The sequence below is a fragment of the Nitrincola iocasae genome, from assembly GCF_008727795.1.
GTDB lineage: Bacteria > Pseudomonadota > Gammaproteobacteria > Pseudomonadales > Balneatricaceae > Nitrincola > Nitrincola iocasae.
Genome location: NZ_CP044222.1, coordinates 406,525 through 427,849 on the forward strand (window position 1 = coordinate 406,525; position 21,325 = coordinate 427,849).

General features: G+C 51.5%; 16 protein-coding genes. 6 read left to right on the forward strand and 10 right to left on the reverse strand.

The window, feature by feature from the left end:
• Positions 1 to 570, forward strand: coding sequence for a GNAT family N-acetyltransferase (locus F5I99_RS02005; RefSeq protein ID WP_151053409.1), 570 nt, complete (start codon positions 1 to 3; stop codon positions 568 to 570).
• A 1-nt stretch (position 571) separates the two neighbouring features.
• Here the strand turns inward: F5I99_RS02005 and F5I99_RS02010 are convergent, their stop codons facing one another.
• Positions 572 to 1,975, reverse strand: a complete 1,404-nt coding sequence (locus F5I99_RS02010) for an HD domain-containing phosphohydrolase (protein WP_151053410.1) — start codon at positions 1,973 to 1,975, stop codon at positions 572 to 574.
• A gap of 183 nt (positions 1,976 to 2,158) precedes the next feature.
• Here F5I99_RS02010 and F5I99_RS02015 point away from each other — a divergent pair, with 183 nt between their 5' ends.
• Entirely contained in the window at positions 2,159 to 2,923 is a 765-nt protein-coding gene (locus F5I99_RS02015) for a glutaredoxin family protein (RefSeq protein ID WP_151053411.1), read from the forward strand.
• A 295-nt stretch (positions 2,924 to 3,218) separates the two neighbouring features.
• Here F5I99_RS02015 and dmpG read toward each other — a convergent pair whose 3' ends face one another.
• The 8 genes from dmpG to F5I99_RS02055 all read right to left on the reverse strand — a co-directional run bounded on the left by dmpG (position 3,219) and on the right by F5I99_RS02055 (position 12,693).
• Positions 3,219 to 4,247: a 4-hydroxy-2-oxovalerate aldolase gene (gene dmpG, locus F5I99_RS02020; protein WP_151053412.1), complete on the reverse strand. Its 1,029-nt coding sequence runs from the start codon at positions 4,245 to 4,247 to the stop codon at positions 3,219 to 3,221.
• A complete protein-coding gene (locus F5I99_RS02025; RefSeq protein ID WP_151053413.1) occupies positions 4,244 to 5,179 on the reverse strand; it encodes an acetaldehyde dehydrogenase (acetylating) in 936 nt (311 codons plus the stop codon). Before F5I99_RS02025 ends, dmpG begins: the two co-directional genes overlap by 4 nt.
• A gap of 54 nt (positions 5,180 to 5,233) precedes the next feature.
• A complete protein-coding gene (locus F5I99_RS02030) occupies positions 5,234 to 6,811 on the reverse strand; it encodes an aldehyde dehydrogenase (NADP(+)) (RefSeq protein ID WP_151053414.1) in 1,578 nt (525 codons plus the stop codon).
• Between the two features lie 26 nt (positions 6,812 to 6,837).
• A complete protein-coding gene (araD1, locus tag F5I99_RS02035; protein ID WP_225307512.1) occupies positions 6,838 to 7,848 on the reverse strand; it encodes an AraD1 family protein in 1,011 nt (336 codons plus the stop codon).
• 27 nt (positions 7,849 to 7,875) lie between these two features.
• Positions 7,876 to 9,618: an IlvD/Edd family dehydratase gene (locus tag F5I99_RS02040; RefSeq protein ID WP_151053415.1), complete on the reverse strand. Its 1,743-nt coding sequence runs from the start codon at positions 9,616 to 9,618 to the stop codon at positions 7,876 to 7,878.
• Positions 9,619 to 9,687: 69 nt separating this feature from the next.
• Positions 9,688 to 10,989 (reverse strand): TRAP transporter large permease, encoded by a 1,302-nt coding sequence (locus tag F5I99_RS02045; RefSeq protein WP_151053416.1) that lies wholly within the window; start codon positions 10,987 to 10,989, stop codon positions 9,688 to 9,690.
• A gap of 24 nt (positions 10,990 to 11,013) precedes the next feature.
• Positions 11,014 to 11,604 carry a TRAP transporter small permease subunit gene (locus tag F5I99_RS02050; protein WP_151053417.1) on the reverse strand — a complete coding sequence of 197 codons (591 nt, stop codon included), beginning with the start codon at positions 11,602 to 11,604 and terminating at the stop codon, positions 11,014 to 11,016.
• 60 nt (positions 11,605 to 11,664) lie between these two features.
• Complete coding sequence (locus tag F5I99_RS02055; protein WP_151053418.1) at positions 11,665 to 12,693, reverse strand: TRAP transporter substrate-binding protein; 1,029 nt, start codon at positions 12,691 to 12,693, stop codon at positions 11,665 to 11,667.
• Positions 12,694 to 12,871: 178 nt separating this feature from the next.
• Between F5I99_RS02055 and F5I99_RS02060 the strand changes: the two genes are divergently transcribed.
• The 4 genes from F5I99_RS02060 to F5I99_RS02075 all read left to right on the forward strand — a co-directional run bounded on the left by F5I99_RS02060 (position 12,872) and on the right by F5I99_RS02075 (position 18,299).
• A complete protein-coding gene (locus F5I99_RS02060; protein WP_191905928.1) occupies positions 12,872 to 13,978 on the forward strand; it encodes a LysR substrate-binding domain-containing protein in 1,107 nt (368 codons plus the stop codon).
• Positions 13,979 to 14,117: 139 nt separating this feature from the next.
• On the forward strand, positions 14,118 to 16,304 hold the full coding sequence (locus F5I99_RS19405) for an autotransporter domain-containing protein (protein ID WP_191905929.1): 2,187 nt from the start codon (positions 14,118 to 14,120) through the stop codon (positions 16,302 to 16,304).
• Positions 16,305 to 16,449: 145 nt separating this feature from the next.
• The gene (locus tag F5I99_RS02070) at positions 16,450 to 16,923 is read left to right on the forward strand and encodes a MarR family winged helix-turn-helix transcriptional regulator (protein ID WP_151053419.1); all 474 of its coding nucleotides are present in this window, start codon (positions 16,450 to 16,452) and stop codon (positions 16,921 to 16,923) included.
• Between the two features lie 17 nt (positions 16,924 to 16,940).
• Positions 16,941 to 18,299: an MATE family efflux transporter gene (locus tag F5I99_RS02075; RefSeq protein WP_151053420.1), complete on the forward strand. Its 1,359-nt coding sequence runs from the start codon at positions 16,941 to 16,943 to the stop codon at positions 18,297 to 18,299.
• On the opposite strand, the gene F5I99_RS02080 is transcribed toward F5I99_RS02075, so the two are convergent.
• Positions 18,277 to 21,324, reverse strand: coding sequence for an efflux RND transporter permease subunit (locus tag F5I99_RS02080; protein WP_151053421.1), 3,048 nt, complete (start codon positions 21,322 to 21,324; stop codon positions 18,277 to 18,279). The genes F5I99_RS02075 and F5I99_RS02080 overlap by 23 nt on opposite strands.
• Between the last annotated feature and the right edge of the window lies 1 nt (position 21,325).

A 21,325-nucleotide genomic window follows, 5' to 3' on the forward strand; every position in this document is an offset into this window, starting at 1 on the left:
ATGAAAGTGTGGGAATTAGAGACAGATCGTTTACAGTTGCGGCAGTGGATAGATGCCGATTTCCCCGTGTTTGCCGAACTGAATTCAGATCCAGCTGTTATGCAGTATTTTCCTAAGTTACTTGAACCAGTTGACAGTGATGCGATAGCAGAAAAATGCAGGCAACTGATTGCTGAACGAGGTTGGGGTTTTTGGGCGGTGAGTTTGAAGGATACGGGTTGCTTCATCGGGTTTGTCGGTTTGCATCAGCCTAAGGCTAATTTACCCTTTTCACCCTGTGTAGAAATTGGCTGGCGGCTCCATAAACACTATTGGCGTCGAGGGTTTGCTACCGAGGCGGCCACTGAGGCTTTAAGGTTTGCCTTTGAAGTGTTGTCATTGGATGAGGTGGTGTCATTCACGGCTAGATCCAATCAACCTTCCCGCGCAGTGATGGAGCGCCTTGGTATGTACAACACTCACAATGACTTTAAGCACCCGGATATCGAATCAGACCATCCGCTTTCTGAGCATGTGCTGTATAAGATAACCAGATCGGAGTGGATCAAAGGTTCAGCCTCCAAGCGATAGATCATAGATCAAGCTGGCTGACCCCTTGATCGTCCTGTTTCATCATCTGAATGAAAATCCGGATTAGCTCTGGATCAAACTGTCCTTGATCCTGTTCAGCTTCAAGAATATTCAGTGCTTTTTCTTTGGGCATCCCCGGGCGGTAGACACGGTCACCTGTCATGGCGTCCCAGGTGTCGGCGATAGCAACAATGCGGGCCAGTAGTGGAGTTTCATCACCTTTCAGACCATCCGGGTAGCCAGTCCCATCCCAACGTTCGTGGTGCCATGCTGCGATTTCGGCGAAGGCTCTAAATCGCTTGAGGGGTTTCATTATGGTGGCCGTTATTGTGGGATGCTTTTTCATGTCTTCGTATTCGGCATCGGTCAGTGCTGAGGGTTTGTTCAGGATCGTATCGTGAATGCCGATCTTGCCGAGATCGTGCATTAATGCCCCCTTTTTCAGAAGCGCTAGTTCCTCTTTGTTTAACCCCAGTACTTTTCCCAGTTTGACGGCATAGTGTGAAACCCTTCCGGAGTGGGCCGCTGTGTAAGGGTCTTTGGCTTGCAGGGCTTGAGCCAGAGAGGTCAGGGCTGCCATGTAGGTGCGTTCCTGTTCACGAAGCAGGTCCTGAACGTTTTGCGCAAGTTGGTTGATACCGTTTGCCAGTTGCCCCAGTTCATCTTTTGAGTGGGTATCGATGCGTGTATCAAGCTTTCCGTCTGATAAATCCAGAATGGCACGATGCATTCGCTGTACGGGACCGGTAAGCCAAAAGTGAGTCAGTCCACCCAGTAGTATCAACATGACAGCGCTGCTGAGTAGAATGGTGTTCCACATCGATTGTTCAAAGGGGCCATCAAAGCTGCTGATGGCTTCCTGCAAGCCCGTTATGTCCACCTCCGCTTCTATGCCGGCAATCCTGCCATCATGGATCGTCATGGGGAGTAAATAATCGCCTTTAACCGTATTCGTAGCAGGTTTGCGCTCATGGGTCTCACCCAGAGAAGCTTCCCGTAGGTGGATAACCTGATGGTAGGCAGAACCCGGTTCAAGGGTTTTTGCACCATCCTTGTATTGGCTGTGGGCGAGAATTATGCCCTCGGCATCGAAAACATACAGAGCGGTTACATGTAATTGCCAGCCAAAGTCAGGATGCTGGTTAAGATAGTCTACTTCTTCAGCAAGGGAGTCATCACTCAGCTCAATATGCTCGTGCTCAATATTGCGACGTATCTGATCGAGCAGCAGTTGAATTTTCTGATCCGCTTGGTCAAGAAAGGCTTTTTCAATAACCTGATCTGTTTGCTGTGACAGTAAAAATCCGTTCAGAATCAGTATGGCAATTGCAAACAACAGAAACTTTATTGATAGCGGCAGGCGCAGCCCGCTGTGCGGGTGAAGGCTTTGTGGTGGCTGCGGCACAATAGTTCCTTTTAATCCGGGCGTAGGGGCGTCAAGCTTCAATTATAGAGCCACTAGATTAAATTAAGCTTAATTTATGCCGTCTCTACTATGTTTGATACCCCACTATAGCAGACTTGTGGTCTGCTATAGTGGGGGGTAAAGCATAGTGTCTGGATTGACAAGTTGTTGCGGAGGATCAATATGAATCAAACTGCAGTTACAAAGGACAGCAGAGTCGAGTTGTACCGGATGGTGATGGATGAACATACCTGTCCATTTGGCCTGAAAAGCAAGGATCTGTTAGAGCGTCAGGGCTTCAAGGTTGAAGATCATCCCTTAACCTCTAGTGAGGAGACGGAGGCTTTTAAACAGAAGCACGAGGTCTCGACGACACCCCAGGTGTTTATCGACGGGACACGCATTGGCGGCTATGAGGAATTGCGAGAGCATTTAGGACTGGATGTGGCGGATGAGGATGCTGTTACCTACGAACCTGTTATAGCCCTTTTCGCAACAGCACTTTTTATGGGATTGGCAGTTAGCTGGACCGCAACGGGCAGCTTGCTGAGTGCCAGGATGCCGGAATATTTTGTGGCGATCGCAATGTGTCTGCTTGGGCTGCAGAAGCTTAAGGATGTAGAGAGCTTCAGTACCATGTTTCTCAACTACGATCTGCTGGCGCAGCGGCATGTGCGTTATGGCTATGTGTATCCTTACGCTGAGACAATCGCGGGGGTTTTGATGCTGGCTGGTGTGTTCATCTGGCTGGCAGCACCGCTGGCGCTGTTCATAGGTACGGTGGGCGCTGTCTCGGTGTTTAAGGCTGTTTATATTGATAAACGTGAACTCAAGTGTGCCTGTGTCGGCGGGGATAGCAACGTGCCCTTAGGGTTTGTGTCGCTGACTGAGAACCTGATTATGGTTTGCATGGGGATTTGGATGATATTGCGCATGTCTATACTTTAAGGCGGGGGCTCTGCTGTTGCTATTTTGAGCTAAAAAAAATAGATCAGACCATCGCCGAATTGCTGGAGCACTATGCCAGCGCAAAAGAGATGGACGCTCGGTTATTCGGCACTGTGTTGTTGGCATCTCCTTATATGCTCAGATGCGGTCACCGCTGGGCGTTCTGCTGGAAGTGGTGGATAAGGTCATGTATGCCGCCAAAGACTCCGGTTCAAATCGGATGTGTCTTTACGCCACAATCTGATAAATCCCCGGAGTGCTTGCCTAAACTAACAGCATAGGAATGTGCTGACCTTCAGAGGAGGCCTTGCTGTTTTGCCATCGTCATTGCCAAATCTTCAATCATATCCTCCTGTCCTCCAACAGTACCGCGACGTCCCAGTTCTACCAGAAGATCACGTGCCTGTATGCCGTATTTCTTCTCAGCCCGCTTGGCAAACAGCAAGAACGAGCTGTATACCCCGGCATAGCCTAACGTCAGTGCATCGCGATCAACCCGGATTGGCTGATCCATCATCGGCGTAATCAGGTCCTCGGCTACATCCATGATTTTGTACAGGTCAACACCACTGCTGCAGCCCATACGTTCCAACACTGCCACCAGCACTTCTAACGGGGTATTGCCTGCTCCAGCACCTAGACCCGCGACCGATCCGTCGATACGCGCTGCCCCAGCTTCAATTGCCGCCAATGAGTTAGCCACACCCATTGCCATATTGTGATGACCGTGAAAACCTATCTCGATCTGGCTCGGTAACTCAGCACGCAGCAGGCCTATCTTCTGTGTCACTTCATCCGGCAGCATATAACCGGCTGAATCGGTGCAATAGATACAATTAGCGCCGTAGCTCACCATAAGCTGAGCCTGTTCGAGTATTTTTTCAGCACTCGCCATGTGGGCCATCATCAGGAAACCGACAGTATCCATTGCCATCTTGGCTGCCATGCCAATATGCTGTTGCGAAACATCCGCCTCAGTGCAGTGGGTGGCAACTCGGATGGTATGCACACCGCAGTCTCTGGCCATCTTCAGATGATCGACTGTGCCTATACCGGGTAGCAACAGGGCCGATATTTTGGCTTGTTTCATCTGCGGAATAACGGCGTTCAGGTAGGCTTCATCGCTGTGTGCCGGGAAACCGTAGTTAACGGATGCGCCGCCAAGGCCGTCGCCGTGTGTGACTTCAATCAAAGGCATTCCGGCCTCATCCATCGCACTCGCGATACTGACCATCTGCTCCAGTGAAATCTGGTGACGTTTGGCATGCATGCCATCACGCAAGCTCATATCGTGCAGGCGAACTGATCTACCCTTCAGATTCATAATCTATTCTCCTCAGTCAATTCAGCCCTGGGTGGTAATGAAATCATGCCATTCGCGATTTCTTCAGCGAACATCTCAGCCGTATGCAAACTGGCCGCCGTCATAATGTCGAGATTGCCTGCATACTTTGGCAGGAAATCACCTAAGCCTTCGACCTCTATGAACAAGGACACACGATTGCCGTCGAAGACCGGTCCATTAACCAGGCGGTAGCCGGGCACATATTTCTGAACTTCTTTGACCATTGCAGCAACTGATGCGCTGATAGCTTGCTGATCAGGATCACCCTCGGTCAGACAGTGGACGGTATCCCGCATCATCAGCGGTGGTTCTGCCGGGTTGATAATAATGATCGCTTTACCTTTTTTGGCACCACCGACCTTCTCTACAGCCCCTGCCGTTGTGCGGGTGAATTCATCAATGTTGATACGAGTTCCAGGCCCTACTGAGCGGGAGGAAACGGTAGCGACAATTTCAGCATAACTGACCGCTTGTACCTGAGAGACGGCGGCGACCATCGGGATGGTTGCCTGGCCTCCGCAAGTCACCATGTTGACATTCATTTCCAGATTGCGCGCATGATCAATCAGATTCACAGGTGGTACGCAAAAAGGACCGATGGCAGCGGGGGTCAGATCGATCATAATGACTCCCAGTGCATTCAGTTTGCGGCTGTTTTCAGCATGAACATAGGCCGATGTGGCATCAAAAGCGATACGGATATCATCTTCCACTACCTGCTGGAGAACTCCATCGACGCCGTCAGCACAGGTCTTGATCCCCATCTCACGGGCACGCTTCAGGCCTTCAGATTCCGGATCGATACCTATCATCCAGACAGGTTCAATCCATTCAGAGCGTTGCATCTTCATCAGCAGGTCGGTTCCTATATTTCCGGGACCAATAATCATAGCTTTGAGCTTGTGCGACATGCGCTTTTCCTCTAAAGAGTCGTTGTTTATAGAGTCAGGCCACTGCAAATGAACTCAGCCTATGGGCTCTATATCTTGCTGCCCGTTCACCAAACGATTAATCCTGAGCGGATTGTTATTTTGCAGGGCCGCAGGTAAGCAGTCGTTCGGGAAGTTCTGGAAGCTGACGGGACGTAAAAAACGTTCAATGGCGCGACTGCCGACGGAGGTGGAGTTGGTGATAGAGCATGCGGGATAAGGACCGCCATGTGTCATGGCATCGCACACCTCAACACCAGTTGGGAAGCCGTTCACCAAAACCCGGCCCACTTTACGGGTCAACTCACTGATCAGTGCCGGATAATCCTGCAACTCATTTTCTTGTGCCCAAAGCGTGGCGGTTAGCTGTCCTTCAAGTTGCTCTGCCGCGTTTAACAGTTGTTCGGAGCTGACGGTTTCAACCAGTAACGAGCAGGGGCCGAACACCTCTTCATGCAGCACAGCACAGTCTTGCCATTTAGCAAACGAGGTTCCAAACAGGGTAACGCTGGCACGGTTGGTGGCTTGTTCACCTTCACTGATCAACTCGGCTTCGGTACGGTATTTGTCTTGCTGCTGGCAATAGCCGTTAAGAATACCTGGATTCAACATCACACCAGGTTGTGCTGCGGTAATAATGTCCGCTACGCGTTTGCGGAAGCGGTTAAGCCCGTCTCCTGCCGCGGCGATTATCAGTCCTGGGTTGGTACAAAACTGACCGGTTCCCAGAGTCAGCGAGGCGACAAATGCTTCTGCCAGAGCTTCTGCACGTTCATCCAATGCACGCGGCAGCAAAAAGACCGGGTTTATGCTTCCCATCTCGGCATACACCGGGATTGGGTCTGGTCGTGCAGCCGCCAGATCACAGAGCGCTCGACCACCACCAAGCGAGCCGGTGAACCCCACCGCTTTAATAGCTGGATGCTGCACCAGCGCTTTACCGATATCGTGCCCTTTACCCTGTATTAAAGAAAATATACCGGCGGGCAGTTTGCAGTAATCCACGGCACGGGCTATCGCCTTCGCTACCCATTCTGACGTTCCGGGGTGAGCCGCGTGTGCGCGCACGACGACCGGGCAGCCAGCCGCCAGGGCAGAGGCTGTATCGCCTCCGGCTACCGAAAAGGCCATCGGGAAGTTGCTGGCGCCAAACACCACAACCGGACCCAGGGGGCTATTACACTGACGGATATCTTCGCGTGGGAGTGGTTGGCGTTCTGGCAGTGCTGTATCAATGCGCGCCTGGAGGAAATCACCGCGGCGTACCACTGTTGCGAATAAACGCAACTGGCCGGTTGTACGAGCCGTTTCTCCACGAACTCTTGCCTCTGGTAAACCGGCTTCCTGGCCAATACGGACCACCAGCTCATCGACAATCGCTTCCAGTTCAAATGCGATGCGCTCCAACAGCAGCGCCCGGGTTTCAATCGCGACCGACGAGAAAGCCGGAAATGTGTCGCCAGCCAATTGGCAGGCACGGTCTATGTCGGTAAGGGTCGCATGTCTGAACTGCCCATCTAGCAGCGCTGTGCTTGCGGCATCGACCGCTTGAAAACTCTTATCACTATCAGCCTGGAATTCGCCGTTGATCAGATGTTTGCCGTTAAAATTCATGTGATTTCTCCTCATATACTGAGTAGTTAAAGTTGCTCAACGCCAAAATAATCCGGTTCTGCCACTACCTGCCAACTGTTGCTCAGGGGCTTTCCGAAGGCATCAGCCTGGATTTCGAAGGTATCGCCTTCGGCGGTACGCATATCGGCAAAACTCAACGTCGCTGTGCCAAAATAGTGCAGGTTCACATCGCCGCCACGACGGAATAATTTATATTTAAAGTGGTGATGTTCGAGGTTGGCTATCGTGTGTGACATGTTGGCTTCGCCGCTGAGAAACGGTTTCTCCCAGACCGTTTCGCCGTTTCGGATGATTCGGCTGGTGCCTCGGATATCATTTGGCAGCTCGCCAACCAGAAGTTCGGGGCCAAAGCTGCAGACTCGCAGTTTGGAATGTGCCAGGAACAGGTAATTCTGTCGTTCGGTGATGTGATCAGACAGCTCATTGCCTAAGGCAAAGCCAACCCGAAACGGTGTGCCATCAGCAGCATTCAGATAACAGCCAACCAGTTCCGGCTCTTCGCTGGCGTCCAGGCTAAAAGAGGGGATAGGGAAGGTGTGTTCTGGTGCAACCAGGATGCTGCCATCACCTTTATAGAACCATTCCGGTTGCACACCGGCCGTTCCGGGTGTGGGCTTACCCCCTTCCAGACCCATACGAAACATTTTCATTGAGTCAGTCAGCTGCTCAGTATCATGATCAGCGCTGTGCATTTTGTCCCGGGTACTGGCACTGCCAGTATGAGTCAGACCGGTTCCGGTGATGTAACAGTGCGCTGGATCGGGATGATCCAGCGGTACTAATACGCGCCGCTGTGCCAGCAAGTCGCTCAAACTATCCGGCTCTGTAACGCGGGTGTAACTGTCAATGTGTGTTTTCAGGGGGCTGCCTGCGGCAATCGCCTTCTGAGCCAGTGTATAAGTCGTTCCAGCTCCCTCCAGACGCTCAATCTGTTCGCCATTTTGAACGTTAACCAGACCTACCTGACGCTGCCCGCCGTTATCAATATATTGAATCAACCGTATTAATTGAGTCATTGAAGCTAACCTCCTTAAAGTAACAACTTAATGGGAGTGGCGGGGAACATCAGCGCCACGGCAACCTACAAGAAAATCAAAATCACACCCTTCATCGGCTTGAAGAACATGATCAATATAAAGGCTGCGATATCCGCCTCCGGCAATAAGAGGATTGACTGGCAGGTTTTCCGCACGTGCAGAGAGTCGTGCATTAAGCTCATCTTCAGAAATATCCAGATGGAGTCGGCCCTGGCTACAATCCAGCTCGATCCAGTCGCCATTCTGCACAACGGCAATTGGGCCATTCGCCGCGGTTTCCGGTGCCGTGTGCAACACCACTGTTCCATACGCCGTGCCGCTCATGCGTGCATCGGAAATACGCACCATATCGGTTATACCCTGCTCAAGTAGCTTGGGCGGCAGACCCATGTTGCCGACTTCTGCCATACCCGGATAACCCCGGGGACCACAATTCTTTAACACCAGAATTGAGTTTTCATCGACGTCAAGATCAGGGTCAGCAATACGGGCTTTGTAGTCATCGTAGTCTTCAAACACCACGGCCTGTCCACGATGTTGCATCAGATGAGGGCTGGCCGCCGAGGGTTTGAGGACGGCTCCACGAGGTGCAAGGTTTCCGCGCAACACACACATGCCGCCATCACTGACTAACGGATTGTCGAGTGCACGGACCACCTCTTCGTTGTAGTTAGGCGCATCAGAAACGTTTTCCCACAGCGTCTTGCCATTAGCGGTAAGCGCATCTTTATGCGGTAACAGGTCAGCATCACCCAGAGTACGCAATACAGCGGGTAGGCCGCCGGCATAAGAGAAATCCTCCATCAGGAAACGACCCGATGGCATCAGATCCACCAGTGTTGGTGTTCCACGGCCGATGCGTGTCCAGTCATCCAGCTCAAGGTCAACGCCAATACGACCGGCAATCGCCTTGAGATGGATTACGGCGTTGGTTGAACCGCCGATGGCGGCATTAGTGCGAATAGCGTTCTCGAAGGCTTCACGAGTCAGAATCTTGGAGAGTTTGAGTTCTTCCCACACCATATCGACGATGCGCATGCCGGATAAGTGGGCCAGCAGGTAGCGGGATGCATCAACCGCAGGAATAGCCGCATTGTAAGGCAGTGTCACACCCAGTGCTTCGGCCATGCAGGCCATAGTAGACGCCGTTCCCATGGTGTTGCAGGTGCCTTCAGAGCGCGACATGCTACGCTCTGCACTGAGAAACTCTTCAATTGAGATGTTGCCTGCTTTGACATCCTCGTGCATCTGCCATACGGCGGTGCCGGAGCCGATGGTTTTACCCTTGTGCTTACCGTTCAGCATTGGACCGCCGGACACCATAATCGCTGGAATGTCACAGCTGGCAGCACCCATGAGTAGTGCCGGAGTGGTTTTATCACAACCCGCCAGCAGCACCACCGCATCCATAGGATTGCCCCGTATGGCTTCTTCGACATCCATACTGGCTAAGTTACGGGTAAACATGGCCGTGGGGCGAAGGTTCGACTCGCTGTTGGAAAACACCGGAAATTCAACCGGGTAACCACCGGCTTCGAGTATGCCTTGTTTCACCCGTTCTGCAATACGACGAAAATGCGCATTGCAGGGTGTCAGATCTGACCAGGTGTTACAGATACCAATAATAGGTTTACCTTGAAATTCATGGTCAGGAATGCCGGTATTTTTCATCCATGAGCGGTACATAAATCCATTCTTGTCAATGCTGCCAAACCATTGTGCTGAGCGTAGTTTTACATTCTTGTTCATCTGGTTTTCCTTTTTGTCTGGTGCTCCCGGTACAGCAGTCGACCGGGGTAAATAATGAGTTGTGATGGCTCAGAGAGCCCAGGTTGATATCTGCGGATATTTCAGCATCAGGCCCAATACCAGCAATTGAATGACTATGAACGGCAGCATGGAGCTGAAGATATCTTTAAGGCTGATGTCAGGTGGTGCCACGCTCTTCAGGTAGAAGGCAGCGGGACCAAAGGGGGGGCTGATGTAAGACACCTGCATATTGATGGCGAACAGGATGCCAAACCACACAGGGTCAAAGCCCAGTTGTACAACAATTGGGATGAAGATCGGTAAACAGAGCATGGCGATACCGATCCAATCAAGAAACATTCCCAGCAGCAGGAAGATCAGCATCATCACCAGGATAATAACGATCGGTGCGACATCCAGCCCCATAATGGCGTTCGAAACGAAACGGTTACCACCCATCAGGTTGTAGACGCCAACCAGACAAGCTGCACCGATACCGATCCAGACGATCATGCCGCAGGTTTCCAGCGTTTGAGTCAGGCTTTGGCGTAACACTTTGAAACTGAATTCGCCGCGCAGCTTAACGGCTAACAGTACGGCCGCAGCGCCCATGGCTGCCGCTTCCGTGACGGAGGCGATACCGCCATAGATACTGCCAAGTACCAGCCCCGCAATAGCCAGTGGTGCGGCGATTCCTTTTGCTGCTGAAAAGAAAGTTAGTTTTGGTTCGTCAATATCAGATAAGACGCCTACGCCGCCCTTGGATGGCGTCCGCCAGCAGATAAAGACGACATAGGCCATATAGGCTGCCATCAAAAGAAATGCAGGCACGAACGCTGCTTTGAACAGGTCGGAGATAGAGACTCCGCCAATCAGACCGTAGATAATCAATACAATTGACGGCGGTACCATGGTGCCAAGCGATCCACCCGCGCAGACAACACCAATAGCTATGCGCTTATCGTAACCAAGGCGGAGCATCTGTGGCAGAGCCAATACGCCGAGTAAGACGATTTCGCCACCGATAATGCCGGAGATGGCAGCCAGGAAAAACGCAACCACCAGTGTTTGCACGGCGACACCACCGGGAAGCCGTCCCGAGAACACGCGCATCGAATTAAACAAGTCACGCGCCATCCCTGATCGGTCAAGTAAACCGGCCATAAATACGAACATGGGTACCGCGACAAGCGAGTATTCGGTGATAAAACCGTAAATACGGGTGCCGACTAGCGGGATCGCATCCGGTCCAAACCAGCCCAGTGTAAATATTACGGCAACCAACCCGGTGACAAATGCCAAAGGCAGACCCAGGAGGAGTAGCCCGAAAATAGATGACACAATTAGATATGTTGCAACTTCAATAGTCATGAAAATATTCCTGCAGCGACAAGTTCAGGGTTTACGGCGGAAAAAAGCGCCTAGCCGGACCAATAGCTGCATAGCCATCAGTACAATGGATAGCAGGATGATTATTTTGGTGTATGCCGGAAGCGGGGAGTCCCACGATGAGCCAGAGGTTTGCAGACGCCAATCCCCTGTTGGTGTATGGGTAGCGTTGTAGGACAATACCCATGCGGCATAGCCGATGGCGATACAGAAACCTATACCAATCAATAAATTAAGAAGTCTTAGCCACTTCTGCATATTGCGCGGTAGCATGTCATGCAGAATATTGATTTGGATGTGTCGGTTTCGAGCCAGTGCATAAGGACCACCCAGCGCAAAAATTGCTGCCACCAGAAATATAGTGGTTTCATGGGCCCAGATGGTTGGCGAATTAAATAGGTAGCGAGCAATCACTTCATAGACGCTGATCAGCATGGCCACCAGTACCAGCCAGGCGCATAGCTGTCCGGCTTTTTCGACTAAGCGATCAAATGCAGTGATTTCCTTGTCAGCATCAGGTAACGAAGCATCAAGCTCGCTACTACCGTGCAGGCCGGTTAGTTCCAGCTCTTCTTCAGTTGGATGATTTATACTCATAAGGACGCGTCCGGTCTGAGATCTGCCGCTAAACAAGCGGCAGATCTATTCAGCTAGGTATCAGAGGAGATCGTGCTGCTCTAGATAGGCGGAGATAGTGTCTACCGCTTCTCTGGCTTCCGGCGACTTTTCACGCCAGTTATTCCATTCGCCCTGAGCCGCTGCACGGAATTTTTTCAGTTCCTCAGGCGGTAGCGTAGAAATCGTAATGCCATCGGCTTCGGCCAGCGTGACCTGTTCCTGATCTGCTGTGGTCAGCTGTGTGTAGAGGTTATCTACAAATTCATCAACACTGTCTTCAAGCAGTTGTTGTGTGTCTTCAGATAAACCATCCCAAATACTTTTATTCAATGAGATGTCAATCATCGGCATAGAGTGAAAGCCTGGGTAGGCAGCAAAGGGAGCGTATTTGTAGTAGCCCTGAGAGTAGTTAGTAGCAAAAACAGTGTAATCAGCCGCATCGATAACACCTTTCTCCAAGGCGGTATATACCTCTGACGTAGGCAGATTCACCGGCGCAGCACCAACCAGTTGGAAAACGTTGGAAACCATGCCTTCAGGAGCCCGAATTTTCAAACCTTCAAAGTCTTCAAGCGTTTCAATTTTTCGCTTGCTGACCAACGCTTCAGGAATCATTGCTCCGGCGCGGATCAGGTGCACGTTATAGGGTTCGATTAAGCGGTTGTAGCGATCTTCACCTCCGGCATCACGCATATAGCCGAGGAACTGGTAAGGGTCGGACCAGGCGCCCACCATATTGCCAAAGACAGCAAAGGCTGGGTTTTTACCGGCAAAGTAGCTAGGGTCAGTGATTTGGCCCTGTAAGATACCGGCGCCGACTGCATCCAGGGTTTCATTGTTATTGACAATTGAAGAGCTGGGCAGCAATTCAATATTAATTTCGCCGTTAGTTTTGGCGGCAACATCGTCGGCCCACTCCTGAGCAATGCGGTACTGCTCGTCTCCGGAGTTAACATTAATCTGGAACTTCCAGGTTTCTGTGGCATGCGCCGATACAGCACCGATGGTTGTCATTGCAATAGCCATAGCAACAACGCCTGATTTCAGACAAAAGCGAGTGTTATTCATCCTGTTCTCCGAATATTATTGTTATATCGTGCCAGAAAATGGGTTATTCAAAGCCAGTTGCTAAGCAACAGGCTGTGTTTTTGGCAGCGAGAACCCAAAGCCTAATAGACCCGAAACCATTGAACAAATATGAATTTTGTTATTTAGTATATATAAATAGATATACCTGGAGAGTCTTGTGCGTCCTATTAATGCCAACTGGTTTATTCGAGCCCGGCTCAAACATCGCCACTTACTGGTTTTGGCGGCCTTGGGAGAAACCTGTAATCTTAATCATGCGGCAGAAGGTCTTGGAATATCTCAGCCCGCTGTATCCAAACTGCTGAAGGAGCTGGAGGAAGGCGTGGGAGTCTCTCTGTTTGAACGCCATGCACGCGGTGTTACGCCCACGGTTTATGGTGAAACCTTAATTCGCTATTCGGTCGATTTGCTGATTACCATGGATAATGCTTTCGACGAAGTGAATGCAATCCGCCAGGGTCTTAGCGGCCATGTCCGGATAGGGACTGTGTTGACTCCCTGCGCCGATCTTATTCCGGAAACTATTGATCGAATTCGAGCTTCTCATCCAGACCTTGAAGTCACAATCCGCACCGACTCTAGCGAAGACTTGCTAAGTGCTCTGAGAGACGGGGCATTGGACATCGTTATTGCCCGTCAGCAGCAGGCATACACCCATCTTAACTTTCACTACGAACCCATGTACCGCAAGCCGTTATTCCATCAGCCTCAATATCCGAAACCCGTCTATCCGGAGAGGCCTGCGTCAGATTCACTCTTCTTTGCCGATGCCGTTTATCCAGACCCTGTCTATCCAGAGCCGATGTTCCCTGAGCCTGTACTAGTATGCGCGCGGCATGCTCATCCGCTGATTACAGCGGGAAAACGTCTGACGCTGGCTGATCTGCTCACCAAAGAATGGGTTTTACCGCCCAGTGGCAGCGTGATGCGAGCAGAGTTCGAGGGGATGTTCCGACGTAACGGCATGTGCCTGCCCAATCATATAATCACCGCCGAAAATCTGCTGATAGTCACCAATCTACTGGAAAAAAACAGCATGCTCACGCTGCTGCCGGAAGCAGTCATGGGTCATTACAACAAATACGGCATGATGGGTCAGGTGCCGGTAGAAGCGCGTCTGCAGCGAGAGCTTGGCCATAGTCTGGAACCCTATGGGTTAATTCATAAAGGTGAAAACATATTATCACCAGCTTCACGTGCGGTTCTTGAATTATTAAGAAAAGCGAAGAATTATAATCACCAACCCTTAATACAACCCGTTTAGTTATAGCCCGCTCAGGTGGGTTTAATACGGCTCACATGAGTATGCAGGCTTAATGTAAGTGTCACTGTTTGTTCACGAACAAGGCTTACCCTTGTCCCCCTGAATTTATTTGCTTTATTTCACAAGGGGACTGTGAACCATGTCGAAACTCACCACCTCAGCGATGACGGTCGCTTTTTTCGCGCTGCATGCTTTCGCCTCAACGGCCAGTGCAGCCTGCATTGAGGGCGGCGATGCAACTAATCCTACCTTGACCTGCACGGCAACTGACAGTGGCAACATTGATGACAACCGTGACAACCTTTCCGTTAATGTCGACAGTGATGCCCAGATTGTTCGCGCGAGTGGCCGCCCGGTGCAATTGGAGGGTTCAGACCAATCGATCACCAATCAAGGCTTAATCGAAAGCGGTGATGATGATGCGATCCGGGGCAAGGGCGTGAACCTGACGGTGGACAATTACGGCACCATACGTGGTGGTGATCGCGGTATTCGTCTGCAGGATGACGCTGATGGTTTTACGTTGATTAACCGGGAAAGTGGCCGGATATTCGCGGTTAATCAGGCCGTGCGTCTGGACAATGGTGATGAGCTTGTGAATGCAACTATCACCAATTACGGTTTGATCGAAAGTTTAGATGGTCGAGCCATCCAGAGTCGTGGCCCCGGCAGTAAAGTTTTCAATTACGGTACCCTGCGAGGTGGTGAAGAAGTTATTGAAGCGCGTGAGGATTTTTACCTAGAAAACCATGGCACTATCGCCATCCATGGGCTTGAGTGGGATGCGGTGACACGAACTTGGACTAAGGATGATGCGATTGCGACGGCTGATCAGGATGGTGTGCAATTCGCCAGCGGGGAAGTGCATAACTATGGTCTGATTATGTCCACTGATGATGGGATCGACTTCGACGAGGGACTGGTGCATAACTACGCCACGGGCGCCATTATTTCTGCTGGGCCGAATAATGATCCAAGTAAAGGTGGCATCGATGTAGACCCCTTGTTCGAGCCGACTGTTGGCGCTGCTCGTGTCGCCGGGCCGTTGACCATTATTAACGAAGGTTATATTGAAGGTGGACGTGCCATCGCTACTGATGATGCCAGTACGGCACAGATCACTATCGAAAACAGCGGGACCCTGCTGGGCCGTTCGGGTACGGCCATTGGCCTGGCGCCTGGACAGGGCAATAGCAGGTTGACTCAGAGGATTGGGGGCGTGATTCTGGGTAATGTGTTATTCGGCTCAGGTAATGACGTTCTGGAAATGCGCGGGGGGCAGATTAATGGCGATATCAGTATGGGGGCCGGTGATGACGTGATGGAATATTATGCTGGACGGATCAGCGGCACAGTTGATATGGGTACGGGCACCAACACGCTACGGGTGTTCGCCACTCAAGTCGGCACACTGACTTTTGCTGCCGCGCCTGAAGTCGTGGATATGTCCTCCGCCCCGGACTACGCGCTTTTTGCTGGATTGACCCTGGCTGTGGCCGAGCCGCGTGCTTTTGCCGCCATGGATGAGGTGGCGGCACGGTTGAATTACGGGCTTGCTGGCGCGGTATTACGCCCAGCATTAGGCTCTGGCTGGTGGGTCAGCGGTAATGGTCGTGTAGCCGAAGATGATCGCAGCAACGGGATTCTGGCTGGAGGACGTGATTTCGGCAATATCGGCTTATATGTAGTACACAGCCGCGGCCAGGACGATGCGTTGCATAAGGTGGACCAGCAAGGCACTGCGATCGGCCTGCGTAGCGGATGGATTGCGTCGGACAATATGCGGATTAGTGGTACCCTGTTTGCCGGTATAGGTGAAGCTAGCATCGATAGCCCAACCTGGGCTACAGGTTCTGGTGAAGCTGATGGTCATTTCGTGGGTCTGAGCGCACGTATCGATCATGCACGTCCTGCCTCTGCTGATGCTATGGGCAGTTTATTGTCGGCGCAACTGGGCGTGACCCGGTACAGTCATGATGCCTTTACCGTCAGTGGTCTGGGTGGGGCTAAGTTCGCTTCCCGCGATGTGACCACCGCCTTCCTGTCGGCAGAAGCTGCTCTGCCAGTGAAACTAAACAATGGCATGGAGTTACGTCCTTTCATTGGTGCTCACACACTGTTCACTGATGCCGACCAAGTGACTATGAGCCTTCCCGGGGGGAGTACCACCTTCGCCACCGATGGTGATGAATCTGTGTCTGGCCTAAATTTTGGTACTGAGTTGCACCTGTCCCGCAATGTCGCGCCCTGGCGCCTAAGGCTAGAGGCGCAGCTCGAAGACGACGGTACTAAAGCTCTTGCACTGGGCGCTTTTATCGCCTTCTGATCGCCGTATCAAGCGAGCACCCCCCCCCCCTCGCCGCCATAGGCAGGGAAGGGGTGCGATGTTATTTGCGGCTTCACTTTATCTATTCAGTAAGGTTAGTTAGGGTGACTAACTAAATTATGTGAGCGGTATTTTAGAGGCCTCAATGGATTTACGACAAAGCCTGCAACGGTTGGAGTGGCATCTATGGAACCAGTGGCGTGAGCAAGCCAGGCACAGTGGTCATCTCGATCTGACCAGCAGCGAATTACAATACCTCTACACACTATTGGCTTGGGATGATAAAGGGATACGTTTGACGGAGCTGGCTGAGTGCATGCAGGTCAGCAAAGCGTCAGCTAGTACCATGACCCGTAAGCTGGAGCAACGTGGCTACCTTTCGCGGCAGCCCTGTGTTGAAGATGCACGGGCACAGTTGCTTATTCCAAGTGCCAAAGCGCTAAGCCTGAAACAAAAAGAACCGATGATTTATCAAGCGGCGCTGCAACATTTTGAGCAGGCGCTTTCTGCTGAGGAGTTGCAGCAATTGGCTTGCTTGCTTGATAAGGCTTGTCGGGATCTGGATCTGGGTGAATTTTATCCACCTCAGCTATCACAACCTCCGTACAAGCACAATTGAAGGACGTGGAATCACTGATGAAAAGTCATTTAGATGACAGGGATTTGTTAGAACGCAGCCCTGTAAGCCAACTCTTTCTCAAGTATGCGCTGCCCAGCGTAGTCACCATGCTATTCTTTGGTATTCAAAATCTGATAGATGGCGTTGTGGTGGGTAACCATCTTGGGCCAGATGCCCTGGGTGGGGTCAATATCATTCTGCCGCTGTTTAGCGCCATTATGGTGATAGCGCTGGTTGTCGGCATAGGTAGCCAGACACTGGTCAGTATGGGGTTAGGTGAAAACAACCTTACCAAAGCCCAGGATGCCATGACCACGGGTTTCTGGTCTCTGGTTTTGGTTAGTCTGGTGGCGATGGTGAGCTTACTACTCTTTGCAGAGCCGCTGACTCAACTTATGGGTGCTGATGAACGTTTGTTACCGCATGCACTGGCGTACTTCAAAGGGCTAGTGCCCTTTATTCTGCCGATAACCCTTTGTTTTTATTCGGATGTTATGTTGAAAGCGCTGGGGCACCCTAAATTTTCGATGATCATTATGTCGTTGGTGGTGATCATTAACCTTGTCCTCAGTCTGTATTTTGTTCTGGGTATCGGTATGGGAACGATGGGGGCGAGCCTGGCGACCGGCATTGCCTTTACCATCGGCCTGGCGATGTCAGCGAGTTTGACTTTCAATCTGAAGCAGCGATTGTCGATGCTCAAAGGGCGCCTGCGCATGCCTTTGCTGATCAATGCCGTGTATAACGGCTCCTCCGAAGGTGTCTCGGAACTTGCGGCTGCAATAAGCATACTGATCATCAATCTAACCGTTGTAAAAATGCTGGGAGCCGATGGCGTTGCTGCATTCACGGCTATCAACTATATCAACTTTGTAGGGATACTGTTGTTCCTGGGTATTTCTGATGGATTAATCCCGGTGCTGAGCTATAACTATGGTGCAAAGAACTATGAGCGGGTAAAGCACATTTTTCGTTTTGCCGCGATGGTGAGTATGGGAATAGGTCTTGTGGTGTTCATCGCACTGCAAGGATTTGGTGAATATGCTATAGGGTTGTTTTTCGATCAGAGCAATGCGCGGGTGTTCGAGCTAGCCTTGGCTGGTTTGCATATCTCCGCGTTCGTGTTTTTGATGAATGGTATCAACATACTGATTACAGCTTATTTTACCGCGCTTGGGCAGGCACTGAGCTCCATCATCGTTGCGGCATTGCGTGGTGTTGTATTCGTGGTGATTGGCGTGGCGTTATTACCAAAATTTTTGGGTATTAACGGTGTCTGGATCACCATTCCACTGGCGGAACTTATGGCGCTAGGTGTTGCGTGCCTCTTGGTTTTAAGAGTCAATAAGAAGTTTACTCATCTGCATGAATCTTAATCCGGTAGAGTACGCAGTACATTACTGGCAGCACTATCAGAGTTAATACTGTGGCGACACCGAGACCGCCAATCAGCGCGACCGCCATGCTGGCAAAGAACGCATCACTGATCAGCGGAATCATTCCCAGCATGGTGGTTAGTGCCGCCATTGCTACTGGCCGCACCCGGCTGACCGCTGCGCGTACCACCGCGTGATAGCGGTCCTGATGCAGCGGCAGCTGCACGTTGATCTCTTCTACCAGTACGATAGCATTTTTGATCACCATGCCGATTAAACTCAGTGTGCCGAGCAGCGCCATAAACGAGAAGGGTAAACCGCTAAGTAGCAGTGCGGCCACCACTCCGATAATCGTCAACGGTACCAGCGACCAAATAGCCAGTGGCTGGCGGAAATTGTTGAACAGCACCACAGTGAGAATGAACATTACCACCAGTCCCAGCGGTAACGAAGCAAACAGGCCGCTCTGTGCATCGCCGGAGGTTTCATATTCTCCGCCCCATTCCAGTCGGTAGCCTGCCGGTAGTGCCAGCGCATCCACCTGAGGACGAATTTCAGCCAGCACACTGGCGGCGGTTACGCCGCTCAGGGGGTGTGGTTCACCGTATATGGCGAGCATGCGTTCGCGGTTGCGGCGCATAATCAGTGGATCGGCTACCTGAGTTGTGACGTCACTCATGACCTGATCAGCTGTGATATAGCGCCCTTGTTCATTGCTCCAGACGTTCAGTGAGCCAATGTTATCCACATCGTAACGTTGTTCTTGGGTTGCTCGGGCTACAATGGGAATCAAGTCGCTGCCATCGCGATAAACACCCACTTGGCTACCGCTGGTGCTAACCGCCAGCGTGCTGGCTAAATCTTCGCGAGTGACGCCCAGCCGTCGTGCGGTATCTTCCAGAAAAACCGGCTTCAGGGTTTGTACGCGATTGCGCCAACTGGCGCGCACGCTGGTCATGTGTGGGGTATCACGGAACAGCGCCTCAACCTGATCTCCCAACTGGCGCAATACCTCTGGATCACTGCCGTAAAGCCGCGCTTCCAATTTGGCTTTTGGTGAAGGACCGACTTCCAGTGGAGCGATTTTATAGTCGATATCGCTGTGGTCACGCTTCAGCACTTTTTCAACCTCAGCAATACGTTCGCGCTGAGTGGATTTGTTATCTGTTTCTACGATCAGTTGAGCATAACTGGCATAGCGATTTTCCGGCGAATAAGTCAGGGTAAAGCGCTGTGCGCCGCCGCCCACTGTGGTGGTCAGATGACGAATGCCTTCCATCTCCATCACGCTGTTTTCCAGTTCGCTGATGCGACGCTGGGTTTCCAGAATATCCGTGCCTTCTGGTGTGCGGTAATCAACAAAAAAGATCGGTGTGTTTGATGCCGGAAAAAACGCATTTTTGACCGAGCCAAAACCAACTATCGCGCCAGCGAGTATGGCTAACATCAACGCTAACGTTAGCCAATGCCATCGAATACCAGCAATGATCACATGACCGACAAAACGATAAACCACGCCTTTATAGGGATCCTCTTGACCATCACCGGGGGCGACCTTGTGAAAAAACAGTTTGAAATAGAAGGGTGTGAGTGTCAGTGCGGTAATCCAACTGAGCAGCAGTGAGTAGAGCAATACATAAAATAGCGAGCCAACAAACTCCCCGGTGGTATCCGGTGACAAGCCGATGGGAGCAAAGGCCGCAATCGCAATCAGCGTGGCTGCCAGTAAGGGCCAGGCATTTTGGCGGATTACCTGATGCGCTGAATCGCGAATCGTACTGCCGCGCTTTAAGCCCATTAACATGCCTTCAGTCACTACGATGGCATTATCCACCAGCATACCGAGCGCGATAATCAGTGCGCCTAGTGATATTTTTTCCAGCTGGAGGCCATGAATGCGCATGAGCATAAAGGTGCCGATGATGGTGATCAACAAAATAAAGCCCATTAACAGGCCGCTGCGCCAACCCATGAACAGCATTAATACCGCGATCACTATGGCTACTGCCTGTAACAGACTCATCAGAAAGCCTGATACAGCATCATCGACCACCTGAGGCTGGTTATAGACGATATTCAGTTCCATCCCCAACGGTGTGCGTGATACCAGTTCAGTCAGGCGTTGCTGCAGGCGCTCTCCGACCTCGACCACGTTTACGCCACTTTTAAACGAGATACCCAGCGAGATGGCTGGCCGGCCCATGTCGCGGTAAAGCTGCTGGGGTTGTTCTGCCAGTTCACGGCTGACTTTGGCAATATCGCTTAATCGTACTAATTCACCCTCCCCCTCGCTGACAATTATCGCACGCAGGTCATCCATATTCGCCGCGCTACCTGTCGGTGTGATGCGAAATCGGCGGCCCTCCTGCTTGAGATGCCCGGAGTCCGCAACTGCATTTTGAGTGGCTAGCAATTGTTGAAGACGGGTTAAGGGGATATTCAAGGCGCGTACTCGTTCGCGATCCACTTCAATATAGATGCGCTCTTGGTGCTCGCCGCTTACTGATACCTTCTCGACGCCATCCACCAGGGCAAGTTCGCGTTTGAGAAAATCAGCATGGTCGGCAAGATCGGTCATGCTGTAACCATCGCCAGTCAGATTTAACATCAGTCCGAAGACATCGCCAAAATCATCATTAACACGCGATTGGCTGGCACCCGGTGGCAGGGCTACCTGGGCATCCTGAACTTTTCGGCGCAGTGAGTCCCATAGTTGTTGCAGTTGATCGTTTTGAACCGTGCTTTCAAGTTCGATGGTGATTTGCGATAGACCATCGGAACTGACCGAACTGATTCGCTTGATCGATGGCATCTCCTGAATTGATTCTTCCAGGGTGGAGGTGACTTCCTGCTCAACCTCTTCGGGTGTTGCTCCAGGGTATTGTGTTGTGATCAGAGCGTTGCGAATGGTGAATTCAGGGAATTCCAGTTGTCCCATGCTAAAAAACGACAGGGCGCCACCTGCCAGTAGTACTACTGTCATCAAATAACTGGCTGCCCGGTGGCGTAAGAAATAGTCAACCATA

Excerpts from the sequence above, each read along its gene's own strand:
- F5I99_RS02005 (WP_151053409.1), top strand. The coding sequence starts at position 1 with ATGAAAGTGTGGGAATTAGAGACAGATCGTTTACAGTTGCGGCAGTGG.
- F5I99_RS02015 (WP_151053411.1), top strand. The coding sequence starts at position 2,159 with ATGAATCAAACTGCAGTTACAAAGGACAGCAGAGTCGAGTTGTACCGG.
- dmpG (WP_151053412.1), bottom strand. The coding sequence starts at position 4,247 with ATGAATCTGAAGGGTAGATCAGTTCGCCTGCACGATATGAGCTTGCGT.
- F5I99_RS02025 (WP_151053413.1), bottom strand. The coding sequence starts at position 5,179 with ATGTCGCACAAGCTCAAAGCTATGATTATTGGTCCCGGAAATATAGGA.
- F5I99_RS02030 (WP_151053414.1), bottom strand. The coding sequence starts at position 6,811 with ATGAATTTTAACGGCAAACATCTGATCAACGGCGAATTCCAGGCTGAT.
- araD1 (WP_225307512.1), bottom strand. The coding sequence starts at position 7,848 with ATGACTCAATTAATACGGTTGATTCAATATATTGATAACGGCGGGCAG.
- F5I99_RS02040 (WP_151053415.1), bottom strand. The coding sequence starts at position 9,618 with ATGAACAAGAATGTAAAACTACGCTCAGCACAATGGTTTGGCAGCATT.
- F5I99_RS02045 (WP_151053416.1), bottom strand. The coding sequence starts at position 10,989 with ATGACTATTGAAGTTGCAACATATCTAATTGTGTCATCTATTTTCGGG.
- F5I99_RS02050 (WP_151053417.1), bottom strand. The coding sequence starts at position 11,604 with ATGAGTATAAATCATCCAACTGAAGAAGAGCTGGAACTAACCGGCCTG.
- F5I99_RS02055 (WP_151053418.1), bottom strand. The coding sequence starts at position 12,693 with ATGAATAACACTCGCTTTTGTCTGAAATCAGGCGTTGTTGCTATGGCT.
- F5I99_RS19405 (WP_191905929.1), top strand. The coding sequence starts at position 14,118 with ATGTCGAAACTCACCACCTCAGCGATGACGGTCGCTTTTTTCGCGCTG.
- F5I99_RS02070 (WP_151053419.1), top strand. The coding sequence starts at position 16,450 with ATGGATTTACGACAAAGCCTGCAACGGTTGGAGTGGCATCTATGGAAC.
- F5I99_RS02075 (WP_151053420.1), top strand. The coding sequence starts at position 16,941 with ATGAAAAGTCATTTAGATGACAGGGATTTGTTAGAACGCAGCCCTGTA.
- F5I99_RS02080 (WP_151053421.1), bottom strand. The coding sequence starts at position 21,324 with ATGGTTGACTATTTCTTACGCCACCGGGCAGCCAGTTATTTGATGACA.